General features: G+C 46.6%; 4 protein-coding genes. All 4 read left to right on the top strand.

The window, feature by feature from the left end:
* The first annotated feature begins 8 nt into the window (after positions 1–8).
* The 4 genes from dacB to EFK13_RS10130 all read left to right on the top strand — a co-directional run bounded on the left by dacB (position 9) and on the right by EFK13_RS10130 (position 24,936).
* Positions 9–1,484, top strand: a complete 1,476-nt coding sequence (gene dacB / locus EFK13_RS10145) for a D-alanyl-D-alanine carboxypeptidase/D-alanyl-D-alanine endopeptidase (RefSeq protein WP_129505537.1) — start codon at positions 9–11, stop codon at positions 1,482–1,484.
* A gap of 373 nt (positions 1,485–1,857) precedes the next feature.
* Complete coding sequence (locus tag EFK13_RS10140) at positions 1,858–9,543, top strand: non-ribosomal peptide synthetase (RefSeq protein WP_248894275.1); 7,686 nt, start codon at positions 1,858–1,860, stop codon at positions 9,541–9,543.
* Positions 9,544–9,567: 24 nt separating this feature from the next.
* On the top strand, positions 9,568–17,250 hold the full coding sequence (locus tag EFK13_RS10135) for a non-ribosomal peptide synthetase (protein ID WP_129505539.1): 7,683 nt from the start codon (positions 9,568–9,570) through the stop codon (positions 17,248–17,250).
* An 18-nt stretch (positions 17,251–17,268) separates the two neighbouring features.
* On the top strand, positions 17,269–24,936 hold the full coding sequence (locus EFK13_RS10130; protein ID WP_248894274.1) for a non-ribosomal peptide synthetase: 7,668 nt from the start codon (positions 17,269–17,271) through the stop codon (positions 24,934–24,936).
* Positions 24,937–24,939: the final 3 nt, after the last annotated feature.

The following is a 24,939-nucleotide window of genomic DNA, read 5'->3' as shown; positions in this document are numbered from 1 at the left end:
GGTAAATTATGAATAAAAGCATAAAGCTTTATGTTGCTGTTTTGCTGCTTTTCGTCGTTGCATCGGTACCTTATATGCATCAGGCTGCGCAAGCGGTCGAAAAACAAGATGCGCTTGCCGGACAGATCGATAAGATTTTAGCCGAACATCCTGCACTCGACGGCGCAATGGCTGGCATCACTGTTCGCTCTCTGGATACAGGCGCTGTTCTATATGAACATTCAGGAGACATTCGAATGAGGCCCGCCTCTTCTCTGAAACTTTTGACAGCGGCCGCGGCACTTTCTGTCCTTGGCGAAGACTATTCCTTCACAACCGAACTCCGGACAGACGGCAGTCTGAAAGGGAAAAAGCTGAATGGAAACCTTTATTTAAAAGGGAAAGGAGATCCGACACTTTTACCATCTGATTTTGAAGAAATGGCTGAGAAATTGAAACAGTTCGGCGTGAAAGTGATTAAAGGCAATCTGATCAGCGATGATACGTGGTATGATGACATCCGATTATCACCTGATACGCCGTGGAGTGATGAGTACACGTATTACGGCGCGCAAATCTCGGCTTTAACAGCGTCTCCGAATGAAGACTATGATGCAGGCACTGTGATAGTAGAGGTCACTCCGGGTAAAAAAGAAGGGGAAAAGCCCGCTGTTTCTGTCTCTCCAAAAACGGATTATGTAACGGTTAAGAACGATGCCGAAACGACTGGTGCCGGTCAAAAAAAAGAGCTCACAATTGAAAGAGAGCATGGGACAAACACAGTCTCAATTGAAGGGAGTGTACCGGTTGACGCAAGCGAGACAAAGGAATGGATTGCCGTTTGGGAGCCCGCGGGATATGCTTTGGATTTATTTAAGCAAGCACTAAAAAAGCAAGGGATTACTGTAAAAGGGAAGGTCATGACGGGCGCTGCGCCTGATTCCTCAGACGTGTTGATCTCTCATAATTCAATGCCTTTGTCGAAACTATTTGTACCGTTTATGAAATTAAGCAATAACGGACATGCTGAAGTGCTCGTAAAAGAAATGGGGAAAGTGAAAAAAGAAGAGGGCAGCTGGGAAAAGGGACTCGAAGTATTAAACAGTACGCTTCCGAAATTTGGTATTGATCCCAAATCATTTGTATTAAGGGATGGATCAGGAGTCTCTCATATCAACGCTATATCCTCAGATCAAATCTCACAGCTGTTATATGACATTCAAGATGAAAAATGGTTCTCACCTTATCTAAATTCTCTGCCTGTTGCGGGCCATAGTGACAGAATGATAGGCGGAACACTGAGAAATCGAATGAAAGACACTCCTGCACAAGGAAAAGTAAGGGCTAAAACCGGATCGCTAACTACGGTCAGCTCTTTATCCGGGTACGCAGAAACCAAGAGCGGAAAAAAACTTGTTTTTTCAATTCTTTTGAACGGATTGATTGATGACGAGGACGGAAAAGATATTGAGGACCAAATCGCTGTCATCTTGGCAAACCAATAATAGCTTCAAACCTGTTTTCAAGCGAAAACAGGTTTTTTTATGCCTGCAATAACGATCCAATCCCATCTGACAACAAATAGAAAGATAACATGGAGCAGCAAATTAGTGCAAGTGAAAAAATAGTGTGTAAGACCCTACTGAAAACGGTGCTTTTATCACTTTATGTTCAAAAATTTGTTAAAAAACGAAACGGAAATTAAAGAAATAATACTATATTCAAAAAAAAGTTATAAAAATTTAATATTTTTTATTGTACTTTAAAAAATATCCGTTAATATAGTGCATATATGGATTATATAGTCATATAATTTCTTTTATTGTCATTTTTCTACTTTTTTCTTATCCTCTTATTATGAGAACTGGAGGGAATCCGTTGAACGAACATACTTATTCTTTAACCCATGCCCAAAGGAGAGTGTGGTTTACCGAACTGCTGGATCCAGGCACCAGCATTTGCAATCTCACAGCCTGTGTGAAATTAAGAGGCAATATTGACCTTGAGGCTCTAGAGGAAGCGCTGAATCATTCCATCTCCCGCAATGACGCCATCAGGTTTCAGCTGCTGGAAGGAGAAGAGCCTGAACCGCGACTGTGCCTTACTGAATATAAATATACTCCACTTGAAATAATAGATTTTTCAAATGTTGAAATGATAGAAATAGAGCAGTGGATACAAGATCAAGCCAGAATTCCATTTAAACTGTTCAACTCGCCTCTTTATCAATTTTGCATCCTCAGAATACACACTCACGAGGTGTGGCTGTTTGCGAAATTCCATCATATCATAATGGACGGCATCTCCTTAAACGTGATGGGGAATCAAATTATAGATCTTTATCAAAAAATGAAAAAGCAAGATTCTTTACCTGATCACCCTGAACCTTCTTACTTGAGCTACATCGAAAAAGAGAGTCAATATCTACAATCTTCACGTTTTGTAAAGGACCGTTTATTTTGGACTCAAACCTTTCAGCAGCCGCCGGAATATCATTCGTTAGCTGGTCAGACGTCCTTACAAAAACAGAGCACATCCGCATCAAGAGATACCATCACACTTTCACCTCATCTAGGGCAAAAGATTCAAATCTTTTGCGAAGAACACAAGATCAATATCATTTCCTTATTTATGGCTTCATTTTACATATGCATCAGCCGGCTCACATCTAAAAGAGACCTTGCCATTGGCACCTACTATGGCAACAGAGGGTCAAAGGCTGAAAAAGAAATGCTCGGTATGTTCGTCAGTTCTCTTCCCATCAGAATAACGGTTGATCCTGACACGGATTTTCTTTCCTTTGTCCGCAGAGTAGGCAGGGAACAGCTTTCCGTTATGCGCCACCAACGGTTTCCTTATAATTTGCTGGTGAATGAATTAAGAAAAGAACAGAAAGATTTACACAACCTTATTGGTATATCTATGCAGTATCAGCCGCTCCAATGGCACAATGCTGACGGTTTTGATTATGAAACGGCGCTTTATTTTAGCGGATACACCGCGAATGAGCTTTCTGTTCAGATACAGGAACGGATAGACACCGGAACCATACATTTAAATTTCGACTATCAAAATACCTTGTTTTCTCTTGAGGATATTAAACGAATACAGAACCATCTGCTTATGTTACTGGAAAACGCCCTTCAACATCCTCACAAATTGATAAAAGAATTAGATATGACTGACGTAAGAGAAAAACAAAAATTGTTGTATGAGTTTAACAAGACGATAGCAGTTTCACCTGAAGCCCCAACCCTGCACGGACTGTTTGAACGACATGCAGCTGTCACACCGGAGCGGACGGCCATTCGATTTTCCGGCGGTTCGCTGACGTACGCTGAGCTTGACATGTATGCCAGCCGGCTGGCCGCTCACCTCGCGGCGCGCGGCATCACGAAGGAAAGCATTGTCGGTGTCCTGTCTGAGCGGTCACCCGACATGCTGATCGCTGTACTTGCTGTATTGAAGGCAGGCGGGGCCTATTTGCCGCTTGACCCTGCGTATCCAGAGGAGCGGCTGAGCTACATGCTGAAAGACAGCGGGGCAGCGCTCTTGCTGACACAGCCGGGATGCTCCGTGCCGAACTTTTCTGGCGAAACGCTTGAAGTTGACATGGCATCTCTTGCGGGCGAAAAAGCAGAAAATCATGTATTTGTTCCTGCTGACGGCGGTTCTCTCGCCTATGTCATTTATACATCAGGCTCTACCGGACAGCCAAAAGGAGTGGCCGTTGAGCACCGCCAGGCTGTTTCCTTTCTGACCGGCATGCAGCACCAGTTTCCGCTTCAGGAAGATGACATTGTCATGGTGAAAACCTCTTTTTCCTTTGATGCATCTGTGTGGCAGCTGTTTTGGTGGTCGCTTGCCGGCGCTTCGGCTTATCTGCTTCCGCCCGGCTGGGAGAAAGATCCGGCATTGATCGTAAAAGCCATTCATCAGGAAAAGGTGACAACGGTTCATTTTATTCCGGCTATGCTGAACAGCTTTTTGGATCAAGCGGAAATCGAAAGGCTGAGTGACATGACAAGCTTGCAACGTGTATTCGCCGGAGGTGAACCGCTTGCGCCCCATATGGCAGCCCGTTTTGCTTCTTTATTGCCGCATGTATCGCTGATCCATGGGTACGGACCGACAGAAGCAACGGTAGACGCGGCATTTTATGTGTTGGACCCAGAGCGGGACAGGGGTCGCTTGCGGATTCCGATCGGGAAGCCCGTACCCGGTGCGCGTTTGTATGTTTTAGATCCGCATTTAGCCGTACAGCCTTGCGGTGTTGCCGGCGAACTGTACATTGCCGGAGCGGGTGTTACCAGAGGCTATTTGAATCGGCCGGCATTAACGGAGGAGCGTTTTCTTGAGGACCCGTTTTATCCAGGTGAACGCATGTACAAAACCGGGGATTTGGCGCGCTGGCTCCCTGACGGGCATGTTGAATTCCTCGGCCGCACGGATGATCAGGTGAAAATCCGCGGCTACCGGATTGAGCCCGGAGAAATTGAAGCGGTGCTAAGAGGCATAGAGGGCATCAGGGATGCAGCCGTTACCGTACGGACAGACAGCGGCGAGCCGGAATTATGTGCCTATGCAGAAGGACTAAGAAGAAACGAAGTGCGGACGCAGCTTGAAAGACTGCTGCCGAGCTACATGATCCCAGCCCATATGATAGAGATGGAACAGTGGCCGGTTACCCCAAGCGGGAAACTGGACCGAAACGCCCTGCCAGCTCCTGGCGGAGCTGCAGATGCGGAGACTTACACGGCGCCGAGAAATGTGACCGAGATGAAGCTTGCCCAGCTGTGGGAGGACGTGCTGAAAAACGGCCCTGTCGGGATTCACGACAACTTCTTTGACCGCGGAGGACATTCTCTAAAAGCAACGGCGCTTGTGTCCCGGATCTCAAAAGAGTTCGATGTACAGGTCCCGCTGAAAGATGTGTTTGCCCATCCGACGGTAGAAGGGCTGGCTTCTGTTATCCGTGAAGGAACGGGCAGTCCATATGAAGCAATGAAACCGGCGGAACAGCGTGATACCTATCCGGTTTCCTCTGCCCAAAAGCGGATTTATGTCCTTCAGCAGCTGGAGGACGGAGGGACAGGCTACAATATGCCGGCTGTATTAGAACTGGAAGGGAAGCTCGATCCCGAAAGGCTGGACAGGGCTTTCAAAGAGCTGATCAAGCGCCACGAGTCGCTTCGGACATCCTTCGAACAGGATGACGGCGGCGAGCCGGTGCAGCGCATCCATGACGAGGTGCCGTTTGCATTACAGACAGCAGTCCTCGGCGAGCAAACCGAACAGGAAGCGGCAGCCGCGTTTATCAAACCGTTTGATCTCAGCCAAGCTCCGCTGTTCCGTGCCCAAATCGTAAAGGTATCAGGTGAACGGCACCTGTTGCTGGTTGATATGCATCACATTATATCAGACGGTGTTTCCGTCAACATTCTGATTCGGGAATTCGGGGAGCTGTACAACAACCGGACCCTTCAGGCGCTTCCCATTCAATATAAAGACTACGCCGTATGGCAGGAAGGATATAAAAAAGGAGACGCGTACCAGACGCAGGAGACGTACTGGCTGAAGCAGCTCGAGGGCGAGCTGCCGGTGCTGGATCTTCCGGCTGATCATACCCGCCCGCCGGTGCGGAGCTTCGCGGGTGACAAGGTCTCCTTTACGCTTGATCAAGAGGCCGCATCAGGGCTTCACAAGCTGGCACGGGAAAACGGAAGCACACTGTACATGGTGCTCCTTGCGGCCTACACAGCGTTATTGTCGCGCTTAAGCGGCCAGGAAGATATCATTGTCGGATCGCCAATTGCCGGCCGGCCGCACAAGGATCTTGAGCCGATACTCGGCATGTTTGTGAACACGCTGGCGCTTCGGGCACGCCCGGAGGGCGAAAAGCCGTTTGTGCAGTATTTGCAGGAAGTGCGTGAGACTGCATTGGAAGCTTATGAACATCAGGATTATCCGTTCGAAGAGCTTGTCGATAAACTTCAATTAACACGGGATATGAGCCGGAATCCAGTATTTGATGCGATGTTCATCCTTCAAAATATGGAAAAGCAGGACGTGAAACTGGAAGAGGTAAAAGTCCGGGATGCCAATGTCGCACAGCACATTTCTTTATTCGATATCACGTTAATAGCAACGGAAACAGATGGTGCCCTTTGCTTTGAATTGGAATTCAGTACAGAAGTATTTTTGAAAGCTACGATGAAACGCTGGGCAGCTCATTTTATTGAATTTCTGCATGCGGCCATTTCTAATCCTGAAACAAGACTTTCACAAATAAACATACTTAGTGAAAAAGAAAAACAAAAAATACTTACTGAATTCAACAAAACTCAAGTTGAATTTTCTAAAAAAGATACCGCATTTCATCGCATATTTGAAGCAAGAGCTGAAGAAACACCAGAACATATAGCTGTTATTGATGATGAAACAGAGATTAGCTATCGGCTTCTAAATGAAAAAGCCAATCGGCTGGCGCGGACATTGCAAAGAAGAAAAGGGACGAGACCAACTGTGGCTGTTTTAGCCAAGCGGTCCATTGATGCAATTGTTGGAGTACTGGCAGTGATGAAAGCTGGCGGAGTGTATATCCCAATCGATTCACACTACCCAAAAGCTCGCATTGAATACATTCTTCGTGATAGCGGAGCAGATATTCTTCTTTTACAACAGGAATTGAAGCATTTGATTTCAAACACATCTGAATCTGAGATGTCCCACATCTGCCTTGATGATGAAGTCTCATATGAAGAAAATAGCTGTAACCTTAACTTATCACCTGCTCCTGAAGATGCAGCATATATCATTTATACGTCAGGAACTACAGGTGCGCCTAAAGGTGTTATTGTCACCTATCGTAACTTTACTCATGCTGCTCTTGCGTGGCGTCAAATTTACGAATTGGATCAGAAGCCTGTCAGACTGCTCCAAATCGCGAGCTTTTCATTCGATGTCTTCTCAGGAGATTTGGCAAGAACATTGACCAACGGCGGGACTCTCATCGTTTGCCCGGATGAAAAGCGCCTGGAACCTGCTGAAATATATAAAATCATGAGCTCTAAGAGAATCACGATGATGGAGTCCACACCTGCTCTCATTATTCCGGTGATGGAGTATATATACCGCAACCAGCTCAAGCTTCCTGACTTAGACATACTGATTCTTGGTTCTGACATGGTGAAAGCTCAAGATTTCAAAACATTAACAGAACGCTTTGGCCAAAGCATGCGCATCATCAATAGCTATGGTGTCACAGAGGCAACGATTGATTCGAGCTTTTATGAAACAAGTATGGGAGAAGAGTGGACGGGAGATAACGTACCAATCGGCAGCCCGCTGCCAAATGTACGTATGTACGTACTTAGCCAGACTGGTCAAATTCAGCCTATTGGCGTTGCAGGCGAACTGTGCATCGGCGGGGCAGGTGTTGCGAAAGGCTATCATAATAAACCTGACTTAACACAAATGAAATTTACAGAAAATCCATTTGTCTCAGGAGAGAGACTGTACAGAACCGGCGATCGAGCCTGCTTGCTTCCAAACGGAACGATCCGGCTTCTTGGCCGAATGGATTATCAAGTGAAGATAAATGGATACAGAATTGAAACAGAAGAAATTGAAAGTGTTCTGCTTCAAACGGGGCTTGTCAGAGAAGCTGCTGTTACCGTTCAGCATGATAAGAATGGACATGCTGGTTTGGCAGCATATATTGTGCCTTCAGATGTCAATACGAATGCTCTCCGTGCTGCTTTAACAAAGGAGCTCCCAGCGTATATGGTTCCTGCGCATCTGATTCCTTTAGAAAATATGCCGCTGACCCTAAATGGAAAGCTGGACAGAAATGCCTTGCCGGCTCCAAATAATGTGTTGTCGCGCCCATATACCGCACCAGTTAACGACATGCAAAAAACGATGGCGTATATATGGGAAGATGTACTGAGCTTGTCACGAGTCGGCATTCACGATTCCTTTTTTGAGCTTGGCGGAGACTCAATTAAAGCATTACAAGTGGCAGCACGGCTGGCAGCTGAAGGCTGGAGCATGACAATACGCGACTTATTCCGTTATCCAACAATTCAGGAACTAAGCGGACATATCAAACCATCGGCAACTCAAGCGGACCAGGGACCTGCGGAAGGTGAAGCTGGCCTCACCCCGATTCAGCGAAGATTTTTCGGACAGGCTCATGCTTTTCACGATCATTACAACCAGTCCGTCATGCTTTTCAGTGAAAAAGGATTTAATGCTAACGCGCTTCGTCTAGCGCTGCGTAAAATAACCGAGCATCATGATGCAATTCGCATGGTTTTTCAACGAGACCAAAACGGCCATGTCGTTCAGTATAATCGCGGAATAAATCACAAGGATTATGAACTGTTCGGCCTTCACATCGCAGATTGGAAAAAAGAATTGCTGGAAAGAACTCATCTTGATGAAAAACTATCCGCAGAGGAAACCGTCATTCAAAGCAAAATGAATGTACAAAACGGGCCTCTGCTGCAAGCAGGTTTGTTTAAAACGGGAGAAGGGGATCATCTTCTGATTGCGCTTCACCATCTTGTGATCGATGGCGTTTCATGGAGAATTCTGCTTGAGGATTTAGCGGCAGCATACCAGCAGGCTTTAGAAAAACAAGAGGTCCAACTGCCGCCCAAAACCGATTCTTATTTGTCCTACGCCAGTGGTCTTGCACAAATAGCTGAAAGCAAACAATTGCTTGCAGAAAAACCGTATTGGCAAACGATTTTGGACGCTCACACTGCTTTTCTGCCTAAGGACACGGAGAATATGCCGGACAGACTGCAATTGAACAGTGATAGCTCGATGTTTGCACTATCCGGGGACTGGACTGAAAAATTGCTGTTTGAAACTCAGAAAGCCTATGGCACTGATGCCAACGAGCTTTTGCTTACGGCTTTAGGATTGGCGCTTTCTGAATGGACAGGGCATGACCAAATCGTGATCAGCACTGAGGGACACGGAAGAGAAGGGCATGCGCCAAATATTGATATTTCACGTACAGTTGGCTGGTTTACTTCCATTTATCCTATTCTGCTGGACATGAGTATTCCCGAGCCTTTCGAGGATCAGCTTGCTTACCGAATTAAGACGACAAAAGATATGCTTAGAAGAGTGCCGAACAAAGGAACTGGTTACGGATTGTTAACACACAAAGGAGAACTGCCGCATAAAGAGCCTGAGGTCAGCTTTAATTATCTTGGCCAATTTAGCGAAGAGAAGGAAGCTGAAACGTTTCAATTATCATATTACCAGCCTCGTTACGAAATAGCGGGTGAGAGAGAACGAGAATATGAGCTGGACATCAATGCTCTCATTACAGACGGACGGCTTCAAGTAAAAGCGGTATACACCCAAGTATTCAGCAAACACACAATTGAGTGTTTTATGGATCGTTTTCACAGGCATCTTATCGAGACGATTGAGCATTGCTCGCAGAAAAAAGCACGCGAAAAAACGCTGAGTGATTTCAGCAATAAGGAATTAACGTTGTCTGCATTATCTAGCATCGAAAATCTTGTAAAAGATCTTTAACTTTTGAAAAGGTGTGTGGAATTGATGGCACAATCGGCACAAATTCAAGATATTTATCCGTTATCGCACATGCAGGAAGGAATGCTGTTTCATTCACTGATGGATTTCAGCTCAAAAGCCTATGTCGAACAGACCTCGTTTACGATCACGGGGAATCTATGCATCGACTCGTTTCAAAAGAGCTTAAACCTTCTTGTCTCCCGATATGATATTTTCAGAACGATTTTTATTAAAGAAGTACCAGATCTTACAGGGCCGCAGCAGGTAGTCTTGTCAAAACGCGAATTGACAGTGTATAGAGAAGATTTTTCTCATCTGGCTGATCATGAACAGCAGACGTTGATTGATGCTTTTATGACCGAGGATCGGGATAAAGGATTTGATTTGCAAAAAGATCCATTAATGCGTCTTGCCCTTTTTGATAGAGGCGACAGCAAATATACGTGTGTATGGACACATCACCATATCATCATGGATGGCTGGTGTCTCGGCATTATTCTTAAAGAGTTTTTCAGCATGTATGATTCACTCAGCAATAACAGGCCTGTGCAGCTTGGCAGCACGGTACCGTACAGCCGTTATATTGAATGGCTTGGAGAACAAAATCAAGAAGAGACTGCCGCTTACTGGAGCGGATATTTGGAGGAATACGGCAATACCGCTACTATTCCCCGGATAAAGCGCCGCCCAGAGAACGGGGATTATATAGCTGCTCAGATCAGCTTTTCTTTAACACCGGAAATGGTTAAGAAACTGACAGAGGCCGCCCAGAATTGGGGAGTTACACTAAACACGTTGTTTATGAGTATTTGGGGCGTGCTTCTGCACAGATACAACGCAGCTGATGATGCAGTTTTTGGTTCCGTTATATCAGGACGCCCGTCAGCGATTGACGGGATTGAATCAATGGTCGGCTTGTTTATTAATACGGTCCCAGTGCGAATTCAATCTGCGGAGGGCATGACGTTTTCTTCGCTGGTCAAAGCCGTGCAGGAGGATATTTTATCATCTGAACAGCATGGGTATTACCCGCTTTATGACATTCAAAACCATAGTCCATTGAAGCAAGGGTTGATCGATCATATTTTTGTCTTTGAAAATTATCCTGTACAGCTTGATCAGGCATTACGCATTGAGAGCGAGAATGAGGAAAAGGCGTTGAAGCTGGGTGACATTTCAATGTCGGAGCAAACCAATTACGACTTTAATATCGTTATCGTTCCGGGAGAATCATTTTATATCAAATTCAGCTACAACGCAGCCGTTTTCGAACGTGAAGAGATGCTGCGGATTCAGGGCCATCTAAAGCAAGCTCTGGATTGTATTGTCACACATCCCGATATTGCCGTCAGTGACATCAATATCGTGCCGCCGGAGGAGCAACAGGTTATCCAATTGTTTAACAAAACAGAGCGTCTTTATGCAAACAAAACGATCTCCCAATTGTTCGAGGAACAAGCTCACAAAACACCTGAAGCTGCTGCATTGAAAATGGGAGACGAATGCTGGACCTATCGCCAATTAAATGGAAGAGCCAATCAGATTGCGCACACCCTGATAGAAAAAGGCGCTGAACCTGGAGATATCGTCGCTGTGATGATGGGCCGGTCAATGGAAATGCCTGCGGCTTTACTTGGGATTTGGAAAGCAGGATGCGCTTATATGCCGCTTGATCCAAATTTTCCAGAAGAACGTCTTTCTTTCCTGCTGAAGGACAGTCAAGCGGCTCAATTACTGATAGAAGAAGACCTTATAACATTCATCCCGCCGCACTATGAAGGGGAAATGATACCGATAGAACGTACAGAAAGGCACCAAACAGCGGCTCCAGATGTGCCGTCTGGTGATCTTGCCTATTTAATCTATACGTCGGGAACGACAGGGCGGCCAAAAGGTGTTCTCGTTGATCATCAAGGTATTGCCAATACACTGCAATGGAGACGGGAAGAGTATGGCATGGCCGAACAGGATATATCCCTCCATTTGTTTTCATATGTGTTTGACGGCTGTGTGACGAGCTTGTTTACCCCGCTTTTATCCGGTGCGTGCGTACTGCTGACAACGGATGACGAAGCAAAGGATGTGCTGGCCCTTAAGAGAAAGATAGCATGCTATAAGGTCAGTCACATGATCATTGTTCCTTCTCTGTACCGGGTGTTATTGGAAGTGATGACTGCAGAGGATGCAAAAAGTCTTCGGATTGTGACATTTGCGGGTGAAGCGGTCACGCCTGATCTGCTTGAGATGAGTCAAAAGATTTGTCCTTCTGCAGAATTGGCAAATGAATACGGACCCACAGAAAACAGTGTGGCAACAACCATTTTGCGTCAATTGAACGAAAAAGAGAGGATCACGATCGGACACCCCATTGCAAACACGAAAGTATCTGTTTTACACGGAAATCAAATGCAGCCGATCGGCGCGGCGGGCGAACTGTGCATTTCCGGCGCGGGTCTTGCCAGAGGATACTACAAACAGCCGGAGCTGACAGAGAAAGCCTTTTTTTATCACCCGTTCCTTGAAGGGGATCGTGTATACCGAACAGGTGATGCAGGCCGATTTTTGCCGGATGGAACGATTGAATATGTCGGCCGTTTTGATGATCAAGTGAAAATCAGGGGTTACCGCATTGAACTAGGAGAGATTGAAACGGTTCTTCGACAGGCACCAGGTGTAAAGGAAGCAGCGGTGCTGGCCCGGGATGTTTCTGCTGAGGAAAAGGAGCTCGTTGCTTATATCGTATCGGAAAAGGGAAACAGTCTCCCGGATTTGTATCGGCATCTTGCCGGAACACTGCCGTCCTATATGATTCCCGCAAGTATGATCAACATCAGCCGGATGCCATTAACATCCAGCGGAAAGCTTGACCGGTCAGCACTTCCTGAACCAGAAAGCAATGCGAGCCTCACCTATATGCCGCCCCGGACTTTAATCGAAGCGGATCTCGCACACATTTGGGAGGATGTGCTGAATAAACAGCAAATCGGCATTCGTGATGATTTCTTTCAGTTAGGCGGACAGTCCTTAAAAGCCGCCGCGCTGGTTTCAAGAATACATAAAAAGCTAAATGTCGAGCTGCCGCTCAGTGAGGTTTTTTCTAACCCGACGATTGAAAGCATGGCAGTCAAATTGATGAGCTTAAAAGAACATGTTTTTACACAGATTGAGCCTGCGGTTCATAGAGATGTCTATCCGCTGTCTTTCTCGCAAAAACGATTATATGCTCTTCATCAGCTGGCAGATGACAGCACAGGCTATAACATGCCCGCTGTACTTGAATTAAACGGAGATCTGGATCGCCAGCGGCTGAGAAGCGTTCTCACAGTACTTGTGAATCGGCATGAAGCATTGCGGACTGTTTTTGAGCTTGATAAAGGCGAGCCCGTGCAGATCATTTATCCAGAGATGGATGTTGATCTGAAAGAGCTTGAAATGGAATCAGAAAAAATGCTTGAGTCTGCAATTGAGTCCTTTATCAAACCGTTTGATCTATCGTCCGGTCCGCTTTTTAGAGCTTGTGTCATTTCGATGGGCAATAAACGCGGCTTTTTGCTGCTAGATATGCATCATATTATTGCTGATGGTGTCTCGATGAGCACTTTAGTCCAAGAATTTACTGACTTATATTGCGGAAAAGAGCTGCCAGATTTAAACCTGCATTATAAGGATTTTGCTGTTTGGCAGCAAGAGAAGTACCCGAAAGAGCTATACAAGAAACAGGAGGCCTACTGGCTCAATCAGCTAGGCGGGAGTCTTCCTGTATTAGATTTACCGATTGATAAAACAAGGCCGCGCCTCCCTGATTTCAGCGGCGGAACAATCGAAGTACACATTGATAAAGACATGGCGGATGAGCTGCGTCATTTAATGGCCGAAACGGGAACAACGTTGTATATGATCCTTCTGGCTGTTTATTCTATTTTGCTATCCAAGCTAAGCAGGCAAGAGGATATTGTTGTCGGCTCGCCTGCTGCCGGAAGACCGCACGCCGATCTGGAACGCGTCATCGGAATGTTCGTCAATACGTTGGCGATGCGCAGCCAGCCCGAAGGCCACAAAACGTTCAGCTCGTATTTGCAGGACATTCGCCACCTGGCTCTGACGGCTTATGAGCATCAAGATTATCCTTTTGAGGAGCTGGCAGATAAGCTCCATACACATCGAGAGGTAAACCGCAACCCGCTGTTCGATGCGATGCTCGTGCTTCAAAGCAGTGAAGATTTCCAGTTCGAAGTGCCAGGTTTATCGATTTCGTCTGTCACTCCAAAACATGATATATCTAAATTCGATTTGACATTACACGCTGAGGAGCATTCGGGCGGAATTCGCTGCCGTTTTGAATACAGCACTGCTCTTTTTGAAAAGGAGACCATTGCACGGTGGGCATCCTATTTCATTGAGCTGTTAAAAAGTGTAATGGCGGATACCGAGATGAGAATTTCGGATATCCAATTGCTTCCTGCTGCAGAGCGCAATTTGCTCGTTGAAGAAATGGGACAGTATGCGGCATTCCCGAGAAACGAAAACATTGTAAGCTTATTTGAAAAAAAAGCCGCTGAGCATCCGGAGCATCTCGCAGTGGTGTGCGGCGACTCTCAGCTTACTTATCGAGAGCTGAATGAAAAAGCAGAGCGGACAGCTGCTATGCTGATCAAACAAGGAATCAGCACTGGAGATATCGTCGGGCTGATGCTCGATCGGTCACCTGATATGGTCATTGGCGTTTTATCGATTTTAAAAGCTGGGGGGGCCTATTTGCCGATTGATCCTGAATATCCTCAGGAACGTATGAGCTTTATGCTCAATGACAGCGGGGCAGAAATGTTGCTGACAGAGCGCGGTCAAATCAAACCTCCAGACTACAACGGTCATATTTTGTATATCGATGAAGGCGAAAACGACTCAATTCCGATTGATTATAAAATTCAAGAAACCCTAGCGGATCAGCCGGCATACGTGATATACACATCCGGAACGACTGGCCAGCCAAAGGGCGTCATTGTCGAGCACCGCAATGTAATCAGTCTCTTAAAGCATCAAAACCTGCCTTTTGAATTTGGCCATGAAGACGTCTGGACGTTCTTTCATTCCTATTGCTTTGATTTCTCTGTATGGGAAATGTTTGGTGCGTTATTGAACGGAAGTACGCTAGTCGTGGTCTCTAAGGAAACAGCCCGTGACCCTCAGGCATTCCGATTATTGTTAAAAAAAGAACGCGTTACTGTGCTCAATCAGACCCCGACAGCTTTTTACGGCCTGATGCATGAAGATCAAAACCATTCGGATCGATTAAACATCCGATACGTCATTTTTGGCGGCGAAGCTTTACAGCCAGGCATGCTTCAAAGCTGGAATGATAAATATCCTCATACTGATCTGATCAATATGTACGGAATTACAGAAACAACAGTGCATGTAACATTCAAAAAATTGTCCGCAGCTGACATTGCCAAAAACAGAAGCAATATCGGACGGCCTCTTTCAACTCTGCAGGCTTATGTGATGGATGCTCATATGAACCTGCAGCCGATTGGAGTTCCAGGGGAGCTTTATATAGGCGGTGAAGGCGTGGCACGGGGATATCTCAACAGAGTTGAGCTGACCGCTGACCGTTTTGTACCCAATCCTTATCTTCCGGGGGACAGATTATACCGGACAGGAGACCTTGCTAAACGCCTGTCAAATGGCGAGCTGGAATACTTAGGCCGCATTGATGATCAGGTTAAAGTCAGAGGGCACCGTATCGAGTTGGGTGAAATTCAAGCGGCTCTTCTTCAGCATCCGATTATTAAAGAGGCAGCTGTCATTACAAGAGCAGATGAGCAAGGACAAACAGCTGTTTATGCATACATGGTGACAAAAGATCAACAGGCCGCGAATACATCACATATTCGTGCTTCTCTAAAAACCATGCTGCCAGACTTTATGCTGCCCGCCCGTTTGATACAGATTGACAGCATCCCGCTTACTGTTAATGGAAAGCTTGATCAGAAAGCCCTGCCTGAACCTGAAAAACACGCTTATCCTGCTGATGATATCAGCCCAAGAAATGAGATTGAAAAGGTGATGGCTGCAATTTGGGAGGAGCTTCTTGATGTGGATGAGCTGGGCGTAAACGCCAATTTCTTTGAGTTGGGCGGAGATTCTATTAAAGCGCTGCAAGTTTGTGCCAGACTGAAGCAGCGCGGATTCGAAACGACAGTACGTGAGATGTTTGAACATCAGACTCTTGGCGACCTGTCCGCTCAGGTTCGAAAAGCCGTGCACGTCATTGACCAAGGCCCGGTCGAGGGCGAGATCACTTGGACGCCTATCCAGCAATGGTTTTTCTCTCAATCTCTGGAAACCCATCATTTTAACCAGTCAGTTATGCTTTACCGGGCTGAACGATTTGATGAGATTGCGCTTAGAAAGGTGCTAAAAAGCCTAGTGACTCATCATGACGCGCTGAGAATCGTATGCAAATATGAAGATGGCCAGCCGGTGCAGTTGAATAGAGGGATTGATCTTCCAGATGATGAGTTATATGCTCTTGAACTGTTTGATGTAAAGGGTAACTTAACAGAAGCACGTAACAGGATTAAGGAAACAGCCAGCCAGATGCAGAAGCATATTTGTTTGGAAACCGGCCCCTTGCTTCACACTGGATTGTTTAGAACCGAGAATGGTGACCATTTGTTTCTGACGATTCATCACTTGGTTATTGATGCAGTATCATGGCGCATATTGTTCGAGGATTTTTCAACAGCTTACAAACAGGCAGTCACAGGAGAATCTATTCATCTGCCGCAAAAAACAGATTCATATTTAACGTATTCACAAAAAATAGCTGACTATGCTAAAAGCCGCCAGATGCATCGCGAAGCAGCGTATTGGGATGAGCGTGAGAACCGTCACATTCAACCTATTCCTAAAGACAATGACGCAGCGCCTAACACATTCAAAGAGACAGAAGTGATTGATTTTGAGCTGTCCCGCCATCACACCGAATTATTGTTAACGGCTGCACATAAAGCATACAGCACGGAGATGAATGATATCCTGCTGACAGCTTTAGGCCTTGCTTTGCAGCAATGGACGGGCTCTGACCAGTTTAAAATCAGCATGGAGGGCCATGGAAGGGAGTCATATCTTGAGGACATTGACATTAGCAGAACAGTCGGCTGGTTCACCTCTATTTATCCTGTGTGGCTTGATATGAGCGATTCTGATCATAAGAACAACGATGAGCGGCTGAGCCATCTCATTAAACAGACAAAAGATATGCTGCACCGTATACCGCATAAAGGCGCAGGCTACGGTGTGCTGAAATATATCAGCAAAAGATGGGGCTCTGAGAAAAACAGCCCGGAAATCAGCTTTAATTATTTAGGCCAGTTTGATCAGGATATTCAATCAAAAGCCTTTGAGGTTTCTGACATCAAGCCAGAAAATGAGATCAGCCCGAACTGGGAGCGGCCTTATGCACTGGATATCAGCGGCGCCGTTTCTTCTGGGTGCCTGAACATGCACATCATCTATAACAGGCTTCAATTCGAGGAAAAAACAATCCAAACATTTGCCGGGCATTTTAAACAGGCACTGGAAAACATCCTTGAGCATTGTACAGGCAAAGAAAGCCGAGAGTGGAGCGCATCTGATTTCACTGATGAAGATTTAACGCTTGATGAATTGAGCGAGATTATGGGAGCCGTCAACAAACTATAGGGAGAGGAGATTCAACTGATGCCGCAGCAACCCGAAATACAGGATATATACCCTTTGTCTTTTATGCAGGAAGGGATGCTTTTTCACTCACTGTATGATGACCAGTCAAGAGCTTATTTTGAACAGGCTTCTTTTACGATCCATGGACAGCTTGACTTAGAGCGTTTTCAGAAAAGTATGGATGCTGTTTTTGACAGATATGAAATCTTCCGAACAGCGTTTATCTATAAAAATGTAGCTAAACCTCGTCAAGTCGTGCTCAAGCATCGTCATTGTCCTGTTCATTTTGAAGATATTTCCCACCTCAATGAAAGGGATAAAGAACATTGTATCGAGGCATTCAAAGAGCAAGACAAATCCAAAGGCTTTGATCTCCAAACGGATGTATTGATGAGAATCTCTATTTTAAAATGTGCGCCTGATCGTTATGTCTGTATCTGGAGCCACCATCATATTTTAATGGATGGCTGGTGTTTAGGCATCGTCATTAAGGATTTTCTTCACATTTATCAAGCGCTGGATAAAGGACAGCTTCCTGATTTGCCTCCCGTACAGCCGTACGGTACGTATATTAAATGGCTGATGCAGCAAGAGCGTGAGGAAGCAGCTGAATATTGGAAAAAGAGGCTTCAGCATTTCGAAAAATCTACGCATCTGCCAAAAAGAACAGATCAAACGCAGGATGGGACATTACAGCAGATCACGTTCACCATTCCTGAAAAAGAAACCTCCGATTTACAGAAAATCGCAGCGGCTTCCGGTGCGACACTAAACACTGTGTTCCAAGCTTTATGGGGGATTATGCTCCAAAAGTTTAATCGCTGCAGCGATGCTGTGTTCGGATCAGTTATATCAGGCAGACCTTCTGAGCTAAAAGATGTGGAAAACATGGTCGGACTTTTTATCAATACCATTCCTATTCGAGTCCAAAGTGATTCTCTTTCTTTTTCTGACTTAGTCAGCAAGATGCAAAAGGACATGACTGAAGCAGAAGCGTATAGTTACTTCCCTTTATATGACATTCAGGCGCAGAGCGCTCTTAAACAAGAGCTGATTGATCATATTATTGTCTTTGAAAATACACCTACTCAACAAGAGATTGAAGGGCTGAATCAGGCTGGATCATTTGATTTTTCCGTGAAAGATTTTGAGATGGAAGAGGTAACTAATTATAGATGCAGTGTCAAAGTGATCCCAGGACGTACCTTATACGTTCGGATTCATTTTCATACCGGCGCTTATCAACCAAATATGATGTCTGAGATAAAAGATTATTTACAGCACATGATCTCTGACGTCATCTCTGATCCATCTCTTCCTGTGTCAAAGATGACATTGCTAGATGAGAACAAAACACAGAAAATCGTTTCTCAAAATAACAGGACAGTATCTGTTTCACCTGAAGCCCCAACCCTGCACGGACTGTTTGAACGACATGCAGCTGTCACACCGGAGCGGACGGCCATTCGATTTTCCGGCGGTTCGCTGACGTACGCTGAGCTTGATATGTATGCCAGCCGGCTGGCCGCTCACCTCGCGGCACGCGGCGTCACGAAGGAAAGCATCGTCGGTGTCCTGTCTGAGCGGTCACCTGACATGCTGATCGCTGTACTTGCTGTACTGAAGGCAGGCGGGGCCTATTTGCCGCTTGACCCTGCGTATCCAGAGGAGCGGCTGAGCTACATGTTGAAAGACAGCGGGGCAGCGCTCTTGCTGACACAGCCGGGATGCTTCGCGCCGAACTTTTCTGGCGAAACGCTTGAAGTTGACATGGCATCTCTTGCGGGCGAAAAAGCAGAAAATCATGTATTTGTTCCTGCTGACGGCGGTTCTCTCGCCTATGTCATCTATACATCGGGTTCTACCGGACAGCCAAAAGGAGTGGCCGTTGAGCACCGCCAGGCAGTTTCCTTTCTGACCGGCATGCAGCACCAGTTTCCGCTTCAGGAAGATGACATTGTCATGGTGAAAACCTCTTTTTCCTTTGATGCATCTGTCTGGCAGCTGTTTTGGTGGTCGCTTGTCGGCGCTTCGGCTTATCTGCTTCCGCCCGGCTGGGAGAAAGATCCGGCATTGATCGTAAAAGCCATTCATCAGGAAAAGGTGACAACGGTTCATTTTATTCCGGCTATGCTGAACAGCTTTTTGGATCAAGCGGAAATCGAAAGGCTGAGTGACATGACAAGCTTGCAACGTGTATTCGCCGGAGGTGAACCGCTTGCGCCCCATATGGCAGCCCGTTTTGCTTCTTTATTGCCGCATGTATCGCTGATCCATGGGTACGGACCGACAGAAGCAACGGTAGACGCGGCATTTTATGTGTTGGACCCAGAGCGGGACAGGGGTCGCTTGCGGATTCCGATCGGGAAGCCCGTACCCGGTGCGCGTTTGTATGTTTTAGATCCGCATTTAGCCGTACAGCCTTGCGGTGTTGCCGGCGAACTGTACATTGCCGGAGCGGGTGTTACCAGAGGCTATTTGAATCGGCCGGCATTAACGGAGGAGCGTTTTCTTGAGGACCCGTTTTATCCAGGTGAACGCATGTACAAAACCGGGGATTTGGCGCGCTGGCTCCCTGACGGGCATGTTGAATTCCTCGGCCGGTTGGATGATCAAGTCAAAATCAGAGGCTACCGGATTGAGCCCGGAGAAATTGAATCAGCGCTTAGAAGCATAGAAGGCATAAGGGAGGCAGCCGTTACCGTACGGACAGACAGCGGCGAGCCGGAATTATGCGCTTATATAGAAGGGCTTCGGAGAAACGAAGTGCGGGCGCAGCTTGAGAGACGGCTGCCGGGCTACATGATCCCAGCCCATATGATCGAGATGGAACAGTGGCCGGTTACGCCGAGCGGGAAGCTGGACCGAAACGCCCTGCCAGCTCCTGGCGGAGCTGCAGATGCGGAGACTTACACGGCGCCGAGAAATGTGACCGAGATGAAGCTTGCCCAGCTGTGGGAGGACGTGCTGAAAAACGGCCCTGTCGGGATTCACGACAACTTCTTTGACCGCGGAGGACATTCTCTAAAAGCAACGGCGCTTGTGTCCCGGATCTCAAAAGAGTTCGATGTACAGGTCCCGCTGAAAGATGTGTTTGCCCATCCGACGGTAGAAGGGCTGGCTTCTGTTATCCGTGAAGGAACGGGCAGTCCATATGAAGCAATGAAACCGGCGGAACAGCGTGATACCTATCCGGTTTCATCTGCCCAAAAGCGGATTTATGTCCTTCAGCAGCTGGAGGACGGAGGGACAGGCTACAATATGCCGGCTGTATTAGAACTGGAAGGGAAGCTCGATCCCGAAAGGCTGGACAGGGCTTTCAAAGAGCTGATCAAGCGCCACGAGTCGCTTCGGACATCTTTCGAACAGGATGACGGCGGCGAGCCGGTGCAGCGCATCCATGCCGAGGTGCCGTTTGCATTACAGACAGCAGTCCTCGGCGAGCAAACCGAACAGGAAGCGGCAGCCGCGTTTATCAAACCGTTTGATCTCAGCCAAGCTCCGCTGTTCCGTGCCCAAATCGTAAAGGTATCAGGTGAACGGCACCTGTTGCTGGTTGATATGCATCACATCATATCAGACGGTGTTTCCGTCAACATTCTGATTCGGGAATTCGGGGAGCTGTACAACAACCGGATCCTTCAGGCGCTTCCCATTCAATATAAAGACTACGCCGTATGGCAGGAAGGATATAAAAAAGGAGACGCGTACCAGACGCAGGAGACGTACTGGCTGAAGCAGCTCGAGGGCGAGCTGCCGGTGCTGGATCTCCCGGCTGATCATACCCGCCCGCCGGTGCGGAGCTTCGCGGGTGACAAGGTCTCCTTTACGCTTGATCAAGAGGCCGCATCAGGGCTTCACAAGCTGGCACGGGAGAATGGAAGCACACTGTACATGGTGCTTCTTGCGGCCTACACAGCGTTATTGTCACGCTTAAGCGGACAGGAAGATATCATCGTCGGATCGCCAATCGCCGGCCGTCCGCACAAGGATCTTGAGCCGATACTCGGCATGTTTGTGAACACGCTGGCGCTTCGGGCACGCCCGGAGGGCGAAAAGCCGTTTGTGCAGTATTTGCAGGAAGTGCGTGACACAGCATTGGAAGCCTACGAGCATCAGGATTATCCGTTCGAAGAGCTCGTCGACAAGCTTGGTGTCACACGGGATATGAGCAGGAATCCCCTGTTTGACGTGATGTTTGTTCTTCAAAATATGGATCAGGAATCGATTCAGCTTGAAGACCTGCATCTCAAACCTGCAGCAAACAACGGGCATCAAACGTCCAAATTTGATTTAACCCTGTATGCTCACGAACAGCACTGCGGTTCGCTGACGTTCCAAATGGAATTTAGTACAGACTTATATAAGAAAAAAACGCTAGAAAAGTGGCTTCAATACTTCATCAATATGTTACTCTCCATCATCCAAGACAACAATGCCGCTCTCGGAACAATTAATATACTGAACGAGGATGAGACCCAGTACCTTATCCATGAGCTCAATCGTACAAAAATAGAATATCCAAGAAATGAAACCATCAGCAGACTCTTTGAAATGCAGGCTGAACTAACACCTAATGCCATTGCAATTGTCAGCGATACACAAGAGTTAACTTACGCGGATCTGAACAGCTGGGCAAATCAAATTGCTTCACTTCTAAAGAGAAAGGGAGTCGGGCCTGATCAAGTCGTAGCCTTGTTGACAGGACGAACGCCAGAACTCATAGCAGGAATGCTGGGTATTCTGAAAGCCGGGGGAGCCTATTTGCCTATAGCTTCTGATCTGCCTGTTGAACGAATAGCTTACATCCTGTCAGACAGCGGAGCGACATTCCTTCTTCAATCTGAAAAAGTCGAAAAACGGCTTTTAGACATTGAATGTGAACAAATCATAATCGAAGACATTCAAAAGCAAGGAGAAACAAAGAACATTGAATCGTCAGCAGGACCGCATTCGCTCGCTTATATCATTTATACCTCTGGATCAACCGGTAAACCAAAGGGTGTCATGATTGAGCAGAGAAGTGTCATTCGCCTTGTTAAAAACAGCAATTATATTGCATTTACACCCGCAGACCGTCTTCTCATGACATCATCAATCGGTTTTGATGTTGTGACATTTGAAATATTTGGACCGCTGCTAAATGGTGCAGCTTTGCATCTGTCTGATAAACAAGCATTTCTCGATTGTCATCAGCTTAAGAGATACATAGATCATCATGGGATCACAACGATGTGGCTGACATCGTCTCTATTCAATCATTTGACAGAGCAAAAAGAGACAACATTTTCACAGCTGAACCATCTGATTATAGGCGGGGAAGCTTTGTCGGCAAGCCACGTTAATCGAATCAGAAATCTCTGCCCGGATGTATCGATATGGAACGGATATGGGCCAACCGAAAATACAACTTTTTCGACATGCTTTCACATTCAAAAAACATATGAACTTTCCATTCCGATCGGGCGGCCGGTTGGTAATTCCGCCGCTTATATCTTAAATAAATGGGGAATGCTGCAGCCGATCGGAGCTGTTGGTGAACTTTGTGTCGGTGGAGATGGCGTCGCCAGAGGATATTTGGGCCGTCCTGATTTAACGAAAGAGAAATTTATCCCAAATCCATTTGCGTCTGGCGATCGACTTTACCGCACAGGTGATCTGGCGCGCTGGCTTCCCGATGGCACAATTGAGTACGTTGGCCGTATTGATGATCAAGTAAAAGTCAGAGGCTATCGAGTGGAGCTGGGTGAGATCGAATCAGCACTTCGCCAAATAGACGGGGTCAAAGAAGCAGCTGTGTTGGCACGTACAGGACAGACAGGGAGCAAAGAGCTGTTTGGCTACATCAGTGTAAAAGCAGGCACGCACGCTGAACAAGTGCGTTCTCTTCTCGCGCGTTCACTGCCAAATTATATGATTCCGGCGTACATCATTGAAATGGATACACTTCCGCTCACATCAAACGGCAAATTGAACCGGAAAGCACTGCCTGAACCAGATTTCGCATCTAAACAAACGTACGTCCCGCCACGCAATGAACTTGAAGAGCAGCTGGCATTGATCTGGCAGGAGGTTCTAGGCATCCAGAGGATCGGAATAGAGGATTCGTTCTTTGAATTGGGCGGAGATTCAATCAAAGCGCTTCAAGTTTCTGCACGCCTCGGGCGCCACGGGCTAAGCCTGCAGGTAAGCGATTTATTCCGTCATCCAAAGATAAAAGACGTATCACCATTTATCCGTAAGACAGAAAGAATCATAGAACAAGGACCAGTTGAAGGAGATGTTCCATGGACGCCCGTTCAGCAATGGTTTCTTTCACAAGATATTGAAGAACGACACCATTTCAATCAGTCTGTCATGCTTTTCCATTCTGGCCGTTTGTCTGAAGACGCTCTTAGAGCATCCTTAAAAAAATTGGCTGAGCATCATGATGCGCTTCGGATGGTTTATCGTAACGATAATGAGAAATGGATTCAAATCAACCAAAGCATACATGAATCACAGCTATACAGTTTAAGAATATCTGATCTTTCACAGACAGAAGGCGGTTGGGAAACACAAATCAAACAAGAAGTTGCAGATCTTCAGCAAAGCATCAATTTGCAGGAAGGACCATTGTTACATGCCGCGTGGTTTAAAACATTGACCGGAGATTACTTGTTCCTTGCGATCCATCATCTTGTCGTTGATGGTGTGGCATGGCGGATTTTGCTAGAGGATTTGTCAGCAGGGTACCAACAAGCGTCTTCAGGCCAGGCGATTCAGCTTCCGCCTAAAACTGATTCCTACCAGGAATACGCCAGACGGATTCAGGAATATGCCCAAAGCAGCAAGCTGATTCGTGAAGAGGCGTATTGGCGAAGTGTAGAAGAACAGCGAGCTGCGGAACTGCCATATGAAATGCCGCTTCATGAGAACATCGACTACAGCAAGAGGGACTCGGTAAGCTTTTCACTCTCTGAAGCAGACACTGATGTTTTGCTGCAAAACGTCAATTACGCCTATGGTACAGATACACAAGATATTCTGTTAACGGCGGCATCCTTGGCGATTTGTGAATGGGCAGGCGGAAGCAAGCTCCGAATCGCTATGGAAGGACACGGAAGAGAACACATTATGCCGGAGTTAGATATCAGCCGAACGGTCGGCTGGTTTACATCCATGTACCCGGCTCTCATAAGCTTTGAAAATCATGGGGGTGAGCTCGGGACCGCAGTCAAAACCGTTAAAGATACACTGGGCCGGATACCAAACAAAGGGGTGGGTTACGGTATGCTGAAATACCTCACACACCCTGAAAACAAAAGCATTACATTTTCAAAAATACCTGACATTAGCTTTAACTATTTAGGCCAGTTCAATGACATAGAAAGACAGGGCAGTTTCCGCCCATCAAGCCTTGGAAGCGGGAAGGATATCACTCCTACATGGAAACGGAAGCAAATCATCGAGATGAGTGCAATGGCAGCGGACAAAAAGCTCCATTTCAATCTCAGTTATCCGCCAGCCCGCTTTCATAGAGACACAATGGAACAGCTTATCAACAGGATCGAACACTTTTTGCTGGACATTATGAAACACTGCGCCGGTAAACAGAAAGCAGAAAAGACACTGAGCGATTTTAGCAGTCAATCATTAACGGCAGAGGATTTGGACAGTATATCCAGCTTGGTGGAAGAATTGTAGAAA

It is taken from the genome of Bacillus cabrialesii, assembly GCF_004124315.2.
GTDB classification, from domain to species: domain Bacteria; phylum Bacillota; class Bacilli; order Bacillales; family Bacillaceae; genus Bacillus; species Bacillus cabrialesii.
Note: the sequence above shows the minus strand (reverse complement) of the source record. Positions and strands in the feature narration are given on the sequence as shown.